Genomic DNA, 13,669 nt, shown 5'->3' on the forward strand with positions numbered 1-13,669 from the left:
GATTTATCGTGCAGATCATTAAAATGAAGAGTTAAAAATGAGGAGGCAACTACACATGAGATTTATGATGATCGTTAAAGCGACAGCAGATTCAGAGGCTGGGGTTATGCCGAGCCAGGAATTAATAGATGCCATGCAAAAATATAACGAGGAATTAGTAAAGGCAGGTGTGCTACTTGCTGCAGACGGCTTACAACCTAGTTCAAGTGGTATACGAATTTCTTACCCGGAACGGGGCGGTCGTCCTAAAGTAATTGACGGCCCGTTTACAGAAGTAAAAGAACTAATTGCAGGCTATACGCTCATTGAAGTGAAGTCAAGAGAAGAAGCAATCCAGTGGGCTCTGCGTATGCCGGATCCACATGGGTATGGGCATGGTGAGATTGAACTGCGACAGGTTTTTGAAGCGGAGGAAATAATGGAAAACCCTATTCATTTAATGAAAGAAAGAGAACTTCGAAAAAAGGCTGAGGAGCAGCAAAAAGCGTGACAGTGGTGGATGTAAATCGAGGGATCGAAGAGATATGGAGAATAGAATCTGCGAAGTTGGTCGCAAGCTTAACGCACATGCTGCGAGATGTAGGTATCGCTGAAGATATTGCTCATGATGCATTAATCGTCGCATTAGAAAAATGGCCAAATATCGGTATTCCAGATAATCCGGGGGCATGGCTGATGACTGTGGCCAAAAGGCGTGCGATTGACTTAATAAGGCGTACAAAAAAACGTGAACAAAAATATTCCGAGCTGGCCAGAGGAACTGATCTTTACACGGAAGAAGATGTTGATCATGTGATAAACGAAGAAATTGGAGATGAACTTCTTCGTTTAATCTTTATGACCTGTCATCCGGTGTTATCACAAGAAGCTCGGGTTGCACTAACATTGCGTTTATTATGTGGTTTAACTACTGATGAGATCGCCCGTTCTTTTCTTTTGTCAGAATCTACTGTAGCGCAACGAATTGTACGTGCCAAAAGGACACTTAAATCTGAAAATATACCTTTTGAAGTTCCAGCAAAAGAAGATCGAAAAGAACGTCTATCAACGGTGCTTGAAGTTATTTATCTGATGTATAACGAAGGGTATGCGGCAACATCAGGCGATCATTGGGTTCGTCCTTTATTGTGTCAGGAGGCATTGAGATTAGGGCGCGTTCTTGCTGAGCTCGCCCAAAGTGAATCAGAAGTACATGGTCTAGTAGCATTAATGGAAATACAATCTTCACGGTTGAAGACTAGGATAAATGCAAAAGGGGAACCAATCTTACTCATGGATCAAAATCGAGCACAATGGGATCGTTTACTGATTCGTCGTGGATTAGCTGCACTCGAGCGAAGTAAAAGGATAGGTGTACCACTCGGACAATATGCGATTCAAGCGAAAATCTCTGCTTGTCATGCAGAGGCTCATTCCGTTGAAGAAACGAACTGGGTAAAAATAGCTGCGCTTTATGAGGCGTTATACAGGGTATCTCCTTCACCTATCGTTGAATTAAACCACGCTGTTGCCATCTCAATGGCATTTGGTCCTTCTATAGGACTTCAACTTGTAGATGAATTAAGTGGGGAATCCTCTTTACAGGAGTATCACCTTCTTTATAGCGTGCGTGGAGATCTTCTTTTTAAATTGAAAAGATTTGATGACGCTCGTATAGAATTTAAACGCGCTGCATCTATGACTAAGAATGAAAAAGAGAAAAGCCTTCTGATGACCAGAGTAAAAGAATGTGAGTCTTGAACGAAGTTTTTTTTCAAACCTAGTCGATTATAGATGTTCAGTTTCGTAGTAAAGGTAGGAAAGCTGATCACAATCCAAAGGAGGAAACGATGGATGCGATATCAGAGAGGTAAAGTAGAAAGCAAGGGACATCATTCATTACGTCGAAAGCCACCACTTTCGAGTCCAAGTAAAGAAAGTCTGAAAAAGGACTTAGAAGAACATATATTTATGTTGCAAAAGGCCGATAGGACAAAAATAAAGGAGACAGTAAACGATGAATAACGATGTGACCCAATTTATTGACGAATTAAAAGAATCCTGGCAGGTAGAGTTATCTACGAATCTACGCGGAGTTGTTCACCAGGCGATACCTGACGTTCATGAGCGGATTCAGTATAAAAAGCCTCACTTCTTAAAAAACGGAAAATACGCTGCAGTGATCTCGACATCCAAAGATGCCGTAAGTTTTACGATTTTTAATGCAAATTCATTAAAACTTCCAGAAGGTCTCTTCAGTGGCCCGCCAGAACGTAAAACTATTAAGCTGCGGAAAGGTGACACGATTGATTCCGAACAACTGGCTTCTTTCGTCAGTGAAGCATCAAGTTCTCTATGAGCTATAAAAGCGTGAGTCCAAACGATTTGGACTCACGCTTTTTTGTTATGCTCCTTTTCGTACAAGTTGTTCTTCTTTTGATGACTGATCAAACAAGTATTTCTTTACAGCGTTCGAGGAATGCTTCGCTTTTTTAACGAAGAAAGGGTTCAACCCAACTACCGTTATAAAGTTAGCCATCAATCCCCAGAAACCTTCATAGATTCCAAGGCTTGTACCTGTTGAGTAGACTGTGAAGGTAACCACGAGTCCGACAATCAGGCCAATAATGGTAGCTTCTCTAGATTGATTTCTCCAGAACAAGCTGATAACGATTGCAGGGAAAATCTGCACCATTCCTGATACACCAAGCAACTGTAGGGAAACGAGCGCTTGTGGAAACACAAGACCGAACAATAACGCAAGTCCGATAACAACGAAAACCATGCCGCGAGTGATCATCGTTAGTTTCGGTCCTTTTACTTTCGGATTGATGAGGTCACGATAGATGTTGTTTGCAAATAGGTTCGATGCACCGATCGCCATGATGGAACAAGGAATGAGTGAAGCCAGTGCGATTGTTGAGTACGCTAAACCCTGACCGATTCCACCATAAGACGTTTGAATCAATGCAAGAAGAGCAAACCTAGGGTCCGTCCCATCTGGTAAAACAAGAAAAGCGATGAATCCAAGGAAAACAACAAGAATTAAAACGATATTATAAAGCGGCAGAAACAGTGCATTTTTTCGAATGGCATCTGCACTTTTTGCTGTGAAAACGCCTGTTGCCGCATGTGCCCACATAAAAAGAGCGAGTGATGATACAAAAGCTGCTGTAATGAACCATGTAACACCTTTTGGCCCAGAGTCTGGAATCGTTAAGAGGTGAGGAGCTTCCGTTACGATTTTATCAACCATAGGATTCCAGCCACCAAAGTGCATGATTGGAAGAGACACGACCATGAATAACATGATTGCCCACACTAAAACATCCTTAATAATCGCTGTATAAGTCGGTCCTTTGATCCCACTGAAAAAGGTATAAAGTGCAACAAGCAAGAAAGAGGTGATCACGACCACTTTTACATTGATAAAGCCTGTCCCAGCAACCTGGAGCGTATCTTGAATACCACTCAGCTGCAAACAGATATACGGAATCAGCATAAGTACGCCGACGATGGCGATGAGTGAAGATAATAACTTAGAGTCAAAACGTTCGCGAGCATAGTCTGCTAGAGTGGTTAACTTATGCTCATTCGCCACTTTCCATAACTTCGGAAGGAAAAAATAAGAGATAAAATAGGCTAGAACCGAGTAGGGAATCGCGAAGAAGGCGAGACTTCCTGCTGTGTAAGCGGTACTTGTTAATCCTAGGAACGTATAAGCTGTGTAAAGATCTGCACCGACTAGAAACCAAACGAGTAAGCCGCCAAAGCGTCTTCCGCCAACAGACCATTCTTCAACTGAGCTTCGGGTAGCTTTGTCCCTTCCGGCAAGAAAGCCGATCAGAACGACTGTTAAGATAATAAAAATCGTGATAGATAGTGCTGTAAGATTACCTTGCTGCATTTAGTCCAGGCTCCCTTCTGATTTCTGAAGTTGATAGATTCCTAATGTGCAAAAAGGAGTTAGCACAATCCACAAAAACAACCAAAACTGAAGAAACGGTAGTCCGAAAATGATAGGATCGATCCTGTTTACGAACGGTAGAACGACCAGTTGTGCGATAAATGGAGCGGAGATCAATACGATCAATAATAATTTCTTCATGCTGCATGTGTCCCTTCTGTGGTGTTTTTAGAAAGATAATGTTCACAATCATAACAGCTTAAAAAGATAGGGACAAGGGGAATTATATAAATTTTTTAAATATTTAATATTATTAGACAAAGAAAGGGTTTTCATTAGCTGTGAAATTAAATACTGTGTTACCTAAGCGAAAATCGGAGACTAGCATATAGTAGAAGTAACCGTATAAGAGGGAGGTGGGAAACAATGATTCATTCATGTGTTTGTCACACGTTAAAATGCTTAATATACGGACAAGTCGTTGTGTTAGTAGTGGGTGGTAGGCAAGTTCCTTTTATTTTTCAAGGGATTAGAGGGAATTGTGTCGTAGGAATCACGAGTGGTAATCAAGTGCTAGCTTTAGACTGCGGATGTATAACAGCCATTATCTGTGGAAGGACTGCAGTAAACACAAATCAGTTTGCTAATCCTACCGTCATTACAATTCCTGATAGCGGAGCAGCAACACCGTATCCATCGATTATTAATGTATCAGGTTTAAGTGGGACAATTACAAATGTAACGGTAACTCTTCGTAACCTTACACATTCATATCTATCAGATCTGCAGGTACTACTTGTCGGTCCTCAAGGACAGAATGTCATCTTAATGTCTACTGTTGGAGGCACTAATCCTGGAGTTGTAAATGTTACGTATACGTTCAGTGATACAGCAGTAAATTCAATGACAGAAAATACAATTCCTCCACCAGGCATTTATAAACCAAGCACTTTTCCTCCAGTTACAGCATTACCAGGTGCGCCAGGTCTTCCATATGGAACGACGCTTAGCGTTTTTAATGGTACGAATCCAAATGGCGCATGGCAACTGTATGTATATGATCAATTTACTCAAGACGTAGGAGCCATTAACAGAGGTTGGGAACTGACTATAACAACACGAGATTCATTGTAACCGTAAGGCCTCCAACCAAAGGAGGTTTTATTTTTTGTTACCAATCTTTTCGCTGATGTTTACCTTCTATTCTTTCAGAACCATCCGGCATGCTAAGACCGTGCTGTCTCACAGTTTATTCTATTATAGAGAGGCGAATTTCTTCTTACATAGGCGGCCATTTCTATGCCAGCTGGACACCGAGATAATGAATCCACAAAAATAGCTTCTGAATCCAGAAATTTGCATGCTTAATCCAAAAGTTTAGCTGTTTAATCCACGAGTTTTAGGCTCCAATCCACATTTTTTGTCTACCAAGTTAAATTTGTCCACTCCATATGGACGCAACGAAAAAAGCCGCACCCTCACAACACAAGGGTGCAGCTTCCGCCAACCTATCCAAACCACAAATATGGTTTTCCGACCATAAACCAAAGCATAATCATCAATAATCCGAGGTATATCCAAACGGCACGCTGCAGTTTTTGAGCTAGCGCCGTTTTATCATGCGTTTCATCATCAAACTTTCTAAGCGTCGGTGAAAAGGCGCGCGCTAAAAAGAACAGTGAGCAAAACAAGATGATTAGTGTCATGAGAATCCATGGTGTGTCCCACGTCCAAGGTCCTGTGAACACGAGCAATAAACCTGACAATACTAAGACGTGACCCGCGTGTTTAGCCAGCCAAACGACAAACCGAAATGTGCCGAGGTGAGCCTGCATCTCCTCTCCACTAGCGGTTCGCAGCTTTTTAATCAGTGGGAACAGGATAAAAAACGGTCCAACTGAAATAATCACGCTTAAAATATGGATATACAAGAAAATAGGATACAAAACATCCATGGAGTTACGATCTAGCCTTTAGCAGGACTGAATTCGTGAACCCATACTTGCATATGAGGAAGCCACGGCATACCAGGGTGGTATGAAAGAATAGCGTTCTTATACTCTTCAACCGTTGCAAAGCCTTCGTCTTCGGCGTGTTGGTCAGTTAGTTCACCAAGAGATTGTCGGTATACGTTGTTCACTACGAACGAATGCCCTTCTAATTCCATGATTTCCCCAATGTCAGCATAGCGTCCGTTTCGGCGAGTTGCCGTTTTCTTGCCTTCTAGAACTTTAGCAACATCAGCTGGCATCGTTACGAGTCTTTCAATTGAACATGTTTTTGGTGGTAAATTGTTGTTTTCTTGATTTGTCATATGTAAAAACTCCTTTTCCATTTCTCCAATTCCTAATGTATCACACTTTATTAAGTAGTCTGTCTATTTTTATCGGAAGAAAACGGTAAGATGTGTCTTTGCTATGTTGAGTCAGTACCTTTATAATCAAGAGATGACTCTACCTGAGGGAGGCTAATTTAAGTTTTGATAGAAAAAGCAAAGCAAATGCTGAATTTGCATTACGGTTATTCTTCATTCAGAAATGGACAAGAGCAAGCGATACAATCGGTTTTAGCGGGTGACGATACACTTTGTGTTATGCCTACAGGTGGTGGGAAATCGATCTGCTATCAAATACCTGCCCTTGTTTTTGAAGGAACAACAATTGTTATTTCTCCTTTAATTTCATTAATGAAAGATCAGGTTGATACATTATTGCAGTTAGGTATTTCCGCGGCCTTCATCAATAGTTCACTTACAGCAGCAGAGGCGAGAGAACGAATTGAAAAGGCGAAAAGCGGTGAGTATAAACTTTTATATATTGCACCAGAACGCCTAGAATCCTATGACTTTATGGATCATTTGAGACAGATCGATATACCTTTAATCGCGGTAGACGAAGCCCACTGTATCTCGCAATGGGGACACGACTTCAGACCGAGCTACCAACGTATTCAAAGAATGATCGGGAATCTGCCGAATCGTCCGGTAGTGCTCGCGTTAACGGCAACAGCTACACCACGTGTTCGCCAGGACATCTGTTGGTCGCTCGATATTGATGAGAACAAGACGGTATTAACAGGATTTGAACGTGAAAACTTATCTTTTTCTGTGATTAAGGGACAAGATCGTCTTTCTTACTTAAAAGATTTTCTCAAAAAGAACGAGAAAGAAGCGGGAATCATATACGCAGCAACACGTAAAACGGTTGATCAGCTTTATGAAACACTCCAAAAAAATGGTATCAACGTATCTCGTTATCATGCAGGAATGAATGACAACGAGCGTATGGAACAACAAGAACAATTTCTTCAAGATGAGTCATCAGTCATGGTGGCTACTTCTGCGTTTGGGATGGGTATCGATAAATCGAATATCAGATATGTTATCCATTTTCAGCTTCCTAAAAACATGGAGAGTTATTATCAAGAAGCCGGTCGTGCTGGCCGTGATGGACTTCCGAGTGAATGTATCCTGCTATATTCATCACAAGACGTTCAGGTACAGCGTTTTCTGATCGATCAGTCTAGTGAACAGGATCGTATGGCGCAAGAGCTGGAGAAGCTTCAGCTCATGGTGGACTATTGCTACACAGAAAGCTGTTTGCAGCAATCAATCGTCCGTTATTTTAGTGATGAAGAAATACCACTATGCGGCCGGTGTGGCAACTGTACAGATAATCGCGATAGCATCGATGTAACAAGAGAAGCGCAGATCGTATTGTCCTGTATCGTGCGGATGGGACAGAAGCGGTTCGGTAAGACGTTGATTGCGCAAGTACTGACCGGGTCTAAGAATAAAAAGGTTCTAGAGATGAGATTTAATAAGCTGCCAACATACGGCATGCTGAAAAATAAAAGCACGAAAGAAATTACAGATCTCATCGAGTTTTTTATCTCACAAGAGATCATCGCTGTTGAGCATGGGACGTTCCCAACTCTTTATATAAAAGAAAAAGGGAAAGACATCCTGCTCGGAAAAGAACAGATCATGCGTAAAGAAGCGGTCGTAACGAAACAAGTGGCTGCAGATGATCCGTTATTTGAAGAGCTTCGAATCGTGCGTAAGACGATAGCTGAACAAGAGAACGTTCCACCGTTCGTTATATTTGCAGATACCGCATTAAAAGATATGTGTGTGAAGCTGCCTGAGTCAAGAACTGAATTTTTGAGTGTGACGGGTGTTGGTCAAAATAAGCTTGAGAAGTACGGAGAGCAGTTTATCTCTGCTATTTCTACTTATTTGGCTGAGCATCCAGAGCGAAGAGAAAGTACGGATCAGAGCACCGTTGCAAAAGAGCCTGCCAAAAAGACAACACCTGATTCTCATCTTGAAACATACACTCTCTATAAAGAGAAGATGTCAGTCGATGAGATTGCTGAACACCGCAATCTAGCCGTGAGTACGGTCGAGAGTCATCTCGTTCAATGCATACAAGATGGAATGGACGTTCATATGGAGGATCTCATTCCAGATGAATATGTCTCAGAAATCGAACATGCCATTCAACAAGCTGGCGGAGAAAAGTTAAAGCCGATCAAAGAATTACTTCCTGATGAAGTAAGTTACTTTATGATTAAAGTGTACTTGCTGCAAAACGAAAATAAGAAACGGGTGACAAGATGAAGAAGAATGTCCGATTAAAAGTAAAACCATCTTATGTTAAAGGGTTAAAAACAGGCTTTCCATTGATCACGGAAGATGCTGTTCAAAATATAAGCAACGTAAAAGAAGAAGGAACGATCATTGAACTGTTTGATGAAAAGAATGTGTTCCTCGGTAAGGGATACTACGGTAAACAGAACAAAGGTCGTGGATGGGTACTCACGCAAAATTCACAAGAACTCATCGATCAAGAATTTTTTGAAAAGAAAATAAAAAAAGCGATCAACCATCGCCAAGATCTTTTTAACAATTATGAAACAACAGCATTCCGGGTTTTTAACGGTGAGGGAGACGGAATTGGTGGGCTGACGATCGACCACTATAACGGCTACTACGTTCTAACTTGGTATAGTGAAGGCATCTACTCTTTTAAAGAGGAAGTGATCGCCTCTCTTAAAGAACTTGTTAAAGTAAAAGGGATCTATGAAAAGAAGCGTTTTGCTGTAAAAGGAAAATATATTGATGATGACGATTTTGTTGAAGGTGAACAAGCGCCGAGTCCACTGATCGTGAGAGAGAATGGCATCCACTTTGCCGTTTATCTAAATGATGGTGCAATGGTCGGTGTGTTCTTGGATCAGCGTGATGTGCGAAGAACCATTCGTGATCAATATGCGAAAGGGAAAACCGTTCTGAACACGTTCTCTTATACAGGTGCGTTTTCAGTTGCGGCAGCTCTTGGTGGTGCTCTGAAAACGACAAGCGTTGATTTAGCGAATAGAAGTCGAAGCAAGACGCAAGAACAGTTCAGTGTGAACGGTCTGAACTATGAGCACCACGACATCATTGTAGAAGATGTATTCAACTACTTTAAATATGCTGTTCGAAAAGAGCTGTCGTTCGACCTAGTAATCTTAGATCCTCCGAGCTTTGCACGTTCTAAGAAACACACGTTCAGTGCTGGGAAAGATTATCCTGATTTATTAGCACAAGCGATCCAGATTACAGAAAGAAACGGTGTAATCGTAGCCTCTTCTAACTGCTCAACGTTTGGGATGAAAAAGTTTAAAGAGATGATATCATCAGCTTTTAAACAAACAGGCGGCACGTATAACATTTTAGAAGAGTTTAAGCTTCCACAAGATTTTAAAACACACAAAGAGTTCAAAGAGGGTAACTATTTAAAAGTAGTGTTCATTGAAAAATTAAGCTAACCGGCGAAAGGGGATCTTCATGTCGATGAATAACGAACGCCGTATTTTAATTATGACTTCTGTAGCTGCTGAAAAAGAGGCAATCTTAAAAGGAATTGGCCAAACGTCTTCCGTTGATGTGGTATTAGCTGGAGTTGGTCCGATATCAGCTGGTATCCAAACAACAAAAGCTTTATTAACAAAAGACTATGACCTTGTCATTAACATGGGGATTGCTGGAGGCTTTCGTGATAAAGCAGATGTTGGGACAGTTGTGATTGCAGATGAGATGATTTCAGGAGATCTTGGGGCAGAATCTCCTGAAGCGTTCATCACATTAGAAGAGCTTGGTTTTGGTGCTTCAACGCGCATAAAAGCAGACAGCGAACTGGTCATGCACTGTTTAACGTCATTAAAACTCGCAGGAGTACCTGTTCAACTCGGTCACGTTCTAACGCTATCTACTGTGACAGGAACTTCTGAAACAACGAAGAATCTTCAGGATCGTGAGCCTGATGCTGTAGCAGAAGCGATGGAAGGCTATGGTGTAGCGCTTGCGGCACAAGAATTTGGAAAGCCGGTACTTGAGATACGTTCCATATCAAATCCGATTGGTCCGCGAGATCGTTCTTCTTGGCGTATGAAGGAAGCGTTCGATACACTGGAGAGAGCTAGTAAAGTTATCGCGGAGGTTTTGTTATGAGTAAAATGAGTATTGCGTTTTCACCTTGTCCCAATGATACGTTTGTTTTTCATGCATTGGTTCATGGGCTTGTCCCTGGTGCTCCAGAACTTGATGTTACATATGCAGATATAGATATCACAAACGGATTAGCTGCTGAGTCAGATGAGCTTGATATATTAAAGATCTCATACGCAGCGCTTCCTTATGTTTTGGATAAATATGCTCTGATTCCATGCGGAGGTGCACTCGGTCGAGGATGTGGTCCGTTAGTTCTTGTAAATGAGCCAGGTGATGTTACGCCTGACTTGCTATCTGGAGCAAGGGTGGCCGTTCCAAGTGAACGTTCTACAGCCTACATGCTGTTCCGTTTATGGGCGGCTCAAAATGTACCAGGCGGAGTAGGCGAGATCATTGTTATGCCGTTTAATGAAATCATGCCTGCTGTAAAAGACGGCAAGATTGATGCAGGTCTTGTTATCCATGAAGCTCGCTTTACGTATCAAAATTATGGACTAAATCTGTTGGCTGATATGGGTAGCTGGTGGGAAGAAGATACGGGTCTGCCCATCCCACTTGGAGCGATTATCGCGCGCCGTTCACTAGATTTAGAGTCTATTTCAGGATGGATTCGTGAATCAGTAGAGTATGCGTGGCGTAATCCTGAGGCATCTAAAGATTATGTGATGCAGCATGCGAGCGAACTCTCTGAGGATGTAGCGAAATCCCACATCGATCTGTATGTGAATGATTTTACCGCTGATCTTGGAGAGAAGGGCTTCGAGGCCATTACGACTCTATTGAACCGGGCTGGAGAAGAAGGCATCGTACCGAAGAAGGATTATACGAAACTTCTGAAAATTTAAGAGTGGACAAATTAATTCTTAGATTGGATAGATTTTTAGGGACATTGGACAGATTAACTCCTAGATTGGACAGATTACCTAATAAAATCTGCATGATAAGGAATTAACCACTCTCCACATCAGCGCATACCTTATAACGAGAAGAAAAACTGTTATAAGGAGGCGCAATATGTCTAATACAAATGTATTAACACTGATTGGGGCTTTGTTAGCTGGTTATTTTCTACTTGCACTTCCACTAGGCGGCACGTTTTTAGCTGCATTCGGTCCAGCTGTTAAAATTATCGCGATTTTAACGGTTCTTGTTTTTGGAGCTGTATTAATTTATAAAGGGCTCAAGGAAATATTAAGAAAATAGACATGAAGAAACCCGCTGAAACTTAAGCGGGTTTCCTTGTTTTTATTTAGGAAGCAAATCACGAAGCTCTTCTGTCATCTGATCTAAAAGCTCAGGACGTCCGTGAAATTGAGCAGGTGTGTTTTGAAAAAGTTTAATGAACCATTTACCCTCAACTCTAACGGCAATTACCGTATGATGTGTGTTTAACTCTTGAGATAGTTCCGTTTTCCCTACTGGTATCATGCCAGCAATAGCGCGAACCATGACAGCCTCATCGCTTAAGAAAGATACGTTCTTCACTTTTGCGTAATAAGGTGGAGTTGGGAAGCTGCTAAAAATGGGCTCGAGATGAGCATGAATCTCTTCAGGACCGAATGCCTGACTCCCATCATATCCAACCATCTCACCGTCTTCAGTAAAATAATCAGCCATAGCACGTGAATTCCGCTCGTTCCACGCATGTAAGAAGTTAAAATATAAATCTTCAACAGCTTTTGTATGTTCTGTTTGCATCACTCAACCTGTCCTCCATATGTAAAAGTGTCTTATGTTCATCATAACAAAACAGCCACCATCCTCAAAATAGTGGCTGCATCAAATATTATTTTTGTTGTTGTGCAGCGGTTAGTTTTTCGATTTCTAGATCAATCTTCTTATGAATTTTGTCGATTCTTGAAAAATTCATCGCTGCAATATAAATCTTTTCTAAATCATCGTGCTTACTTTTTGCGTCTGCTAGATATCCGATCGCTTCTTTCATCTTTTTTGAATAACGCCCACTGATCTCTTTTAAATTATCAAAGAATTTTTCATCCGTACCCTTTTTGATCGTCTTTTCATACATGTCTATGATGGAGTCACCTTTACGTTCAGGGAAATACTCATGAGGTGCTGTACTGTCAAAAATCGCGAAGCCGAGCTCTCTCACGATCACCATATCCAAGCTGTTGGGATCGAACCCACAATGATAAATCTCAACATCATAACCTGAAGCTTCTGCATTTGCGGCCAGCTTTTTTAATAAAGTTGATTTTCCAGACCCAGGTCTTCCCTTAATAAAATATCTCTTTTCCAGACCTTCAGTTAAGTTAGGCACAAAATCGACAGCACCTTTTGGGGTAGCTGCACCTAGAAAACGGTGATAAACATTAGCGGGTTTATTTACTTTCTTAGAAAAAAATTGATGCATCAGTTCATCCGTAAGGTCGTTTGCTTTTTCATAATTCATGTTCATAATATAAATTTCTTCCCATTCATCATGGATAAGGAGCGCTTCATGGAAAGTCGCATATGCTTTTTGATAATCAGCAGAAATGGAATCAGTAATCTTTAAAATTTCCGCCTTTTTGTTGGCCAGCTTTTTAGAATCCCACGCTTCACCTAAATTTACGTATTCCTCGATTGCCCCAGGTGCTTTTGGTTCAATAACATGTGGAGAAGTACCATCCACTATTCCTATTCCTAGTTCTCGGATAATCACGCCATCAATGGATCCGTTGTCTGAAGCGCAATGGATGTATTCGATATCGTAGCCTTCCTTGTTCCACTTTTCCCCGACCGCTTTCATGAGTGTAGACTTACCAGTGCCAGGTCCGCCCTTTAAAATAAAGAGGCGATCAAGACCTTTAAGATTTGATGTAAATAAGTTGTGAAAACCTCTAGCTGTATTGCCACCAGCATAATAATTCAGAATTTTTCCAGTCAAGGTTCAAAACACTCCTCTTTTTTGTAGTTGTGTTTCTACATGCATGTTATGTTGGGAAGCTGGAATAGGTGAAAGCCTAAAAAACACATTTATTATTTAAATTGTTGAAATATGATGAAATAAAAAGAAATTTTACGAATGAAGGAGTATGGCTTAAAAAAGTGGAATAAATACACCCTAAATCACATAATATTGATTATTCTGAATATTTAAATAAAATTTAGAATGGGTTAATATGTAGTTAACAAAGAAACACTACTTCAAATAAAGGAAGGCGTGATTCCAATGAAATAAGGAAGCGAAGCATATCAAATCACATCCAGTTAGAGATCAGCCAGTGAAAACTGATTTCGAGATGTGTGGATATGTGGGAACGCGCAAATACACATAACGAAAG

At 41.1% G+C, this 13,669-nt stretch carries 16 protein-coding genes; 10 read left to right on the forward strand and 6 right to left on the reverse strand.

The genetic code is table 11. The annotated features are described in order from the left end of the window. Positions 1-55 precede the first annotated feature (55 nt). From IHV10_RS17335 to IHV10_RS17350, 4 genes are all read left to right on the forward strand, one after another. Positions 56-490 carry a YciI family protein gene (locus IHV10_RS17335; RefSeq protein WP_197132403.1) on the forward strand — a complete coding sequence of 145 codons (435 nt, stop codon included), beginning with the start codon at positions 56-58 and terminating at the stop codon, positions 488-490. Continuing rightward, on the forward strand, positions 487-1,740 hold the full coding sequence (locus IHV10_RS17340) for an RNA polymerase sigma factor (RefSeq protein WP_197132406.1): 1,254 nt from the start codon (positions 487-489) through the stop codon (positions 1,738-1,740). The genes IHV10_RS17335 and IHV10_RS17340 overlap by 4 nt, the downstream gene beginning before the upstream one ends. Before the next feature lie 93 nt (positions 1,741-1,833). Next, the gene (locus IHV10_RS17345) at positions 1,834-2,004 is read left to right on the forward strand and encodes a hypothetical protein (RefSeq protein WP_197132409.1); all 171 of its coding nucleotides are present in this window, start codon (positions 1,834-1,836) and stop codon (positions 2,002-2,004) included. Beyond that, positions 1,997-2,338 (forward strand): DUF1801 domain-containing protein, encoded by a 342-nt coding sequence (locus IHV10_RS17350; protein ID WP_197132411.1) that lies wholly within the window; start codon positions 1,997-1,999, stop codon positions 2,336-2,338. The genes IHV10_RS17345 and IHV10_RS17350 overlap by 8 nt, the downstream gene beginning before the upstream one ends. A 45-nt stretch (positions 2,339-2,383) precedes the next feature. Here the strand turns inward: IHV10_RS17350 and IHV10_RS17355 are convergent, their stop codons facing one another. After that, complete coding sequence (locus IHV10_RS17355) at positions 2,384-3,886, reverse strand: sodium:solute symporter family protein (protein ID WP_197132414.1); 1,503 nt, start codon at positions 3,884-3,886, stop codon at positions 2,384-2,386. Further along, positions 3,887-4,087 carry a DUF3311 domain-containing protein gene (locus tag IHV10_RS17360; protein ID WP_137791444.1) on the reverse strand — a complete coding sequence of 67 codons (201 nt, stop codon included), beginning with the start codon at positions 4,085-4,087 and terminating at the stop codon, positions 3,887-3,889. It lies immediately after the preceding gene. A 225-nt stretch (positions 4,088-4,312) separates the two neighbouring features. On the opposite strand from IHV10_RS17360, the gene IHV10_RS17365 reads away from it, so the two are divergent. Continuing rightward, positions 4,313-5,020 carry a proprotein convertase P-domain-containing protein gene (locus IHV10_RS17365; RefSeq protein ID WP_197132417.1) on the forward strand — a complete coding sequence of 236 codons (708 nt, stop codon included), beginning with the start codon at positions 4,313-4,315 and terminating at the stop codon, positions 5,018-5,020. A 374-nt stretch (positions 5,021-5,394) separates the two neighbouring features. Here IHV10_RS17365 and IHV10_RS17370 read toward each other — a convergent pair whose 3' ends face one another. After that, on the reverse strand, positions 5,395-5,841 hold the full coding sequence (locus IHV10_RS17370) for a DUF2269 family protein (RefSeq protein ID WP_197132420.1): 447 nt from the start codon (positions 5,839-5,841) through the stop codon (positions 5,395-5,397). Positions 5,842-5,852: 11 nt separating this feature from the next. Next, positions 5,853-6,200 carry an ASCH domain-containing protein gene (locus tag IHV10_RS17375; protein WP_197132423.1) on the reverse strand — a complete coding sequence of 116 codons (348 nt, stop codon included), beginning with the start codon at positions 6,198-6,200 and terminating at the stop codon, positions 5,853-5,855. A gap of 165 nt (positions 6,201-6,365) precedes the next feature. Here IHV10_RS17375 and recQ point away from each other — a divergent pair, with 165 nt between their 5' ends. The 5 genes from recQ to IHV10_RS17400 all read left to right on the forward strand — a co-directional run bounded on the left by recQ (position 6,366) and on the right by IHV10_RS17400 (position 11,585). Next, on the forward strand, positions 6,366-8,507 hold the full coding sequence (gene recQ, locus IHV10_RS17380; protein ID WP_197132426.1) for a DNA helicase RecQ: 2,142 nt from the start codon (positions 6,366-6,368) through the stop codon (positions 8,505-8,507). After that, a complete protein-coding gene (locus IHV10_RS17385; protein WP_197132430.1) occupies positions 8,504-9,700 on the forward strand; it encodes a class I SAM-dependent rRNA methyltransferase in 1,197 nt (398 codons plus the stop codon). Before recQ ends, IHV10_RS17385 begins: the two co-directional genes overlap by 4 nt. Before the next feature lie 19 nt (positions 9,701-9,719). Further along, the gene (locus IHV10_RS17390; protein WP_197132433.1) at positions 9,720-10,382 is read left to right on the forward strand and encodes a futalosine hydrolase; all 663 of its coding nucleotides are present in this window, start codon (positions 9,720-9,722) and stop codon (positions 10,380-10,382) included. Positions 10,383-10,387: 5 nt separating this feature from the next. After that, a complete protein-coding gene (locus IHV10_RS17395) occupies positions 10,388-11,227 on the forward strand; it encodes a 1,4-dihydroxy-6-naphthoate synthase (RefSeq protein ID WP_197132694.1) in 840 nt (279 codons plus the stop codon). Between the two features lie 169 nt (positions 11,228-11,396). After that, positions 11,397-11,585 (forward strand): hypothetical protein, encoded by a 189-nt coding sequence (locus IHV10_RS17400; protein WP_066390930.1) that lies wholly within the window; start codon positions 11,397-11,399, stop codon positions 11,583-11,585. A 42-nt stretch (positions 11,586-11,627) separates the two neighbouring features. Here the strand turns inward: IHV10_RS17400 and IHV10_RS17405 are convergent, their stop codons facing one another. Together IHV10_RS17405 and IHV10_RS17410 are read right to left on the reverse strand one after the other, a co-directional pair. Then, entirely contained in the window at positions 11,628-12,080 is a 453-nt protein-coding gene (locus IHV10_RS17405) for an SgcJ/EcaC family oxidoreductase (protein ID WP_197132711.1), read from the reverse strand. Positions 12,081-12,168: 88 nt separating this feature from the next. Next, positions 12,169-13,272 (reverse strand): PRK06851 family protein, encoded by a 1,104-nt coding sequence (locus IHV10_RS17410; protein WP_197132436.1) that lies wholly within the window; start codon positions 13,270-13,272, stop codon positions 12,169-12,171. Positions 13,273-13,669: the final 397 nt, after the last annotated feature.

This window comes from Fictibacillus sp. 5RED26 (genome assembly GCF_015903895.1).
GTDB lineage: Bacteria > Bacillota > Bacilli > Bacillales > Fictibacillaceae > Fictibacillus > Fictibacillus phosphorivorans.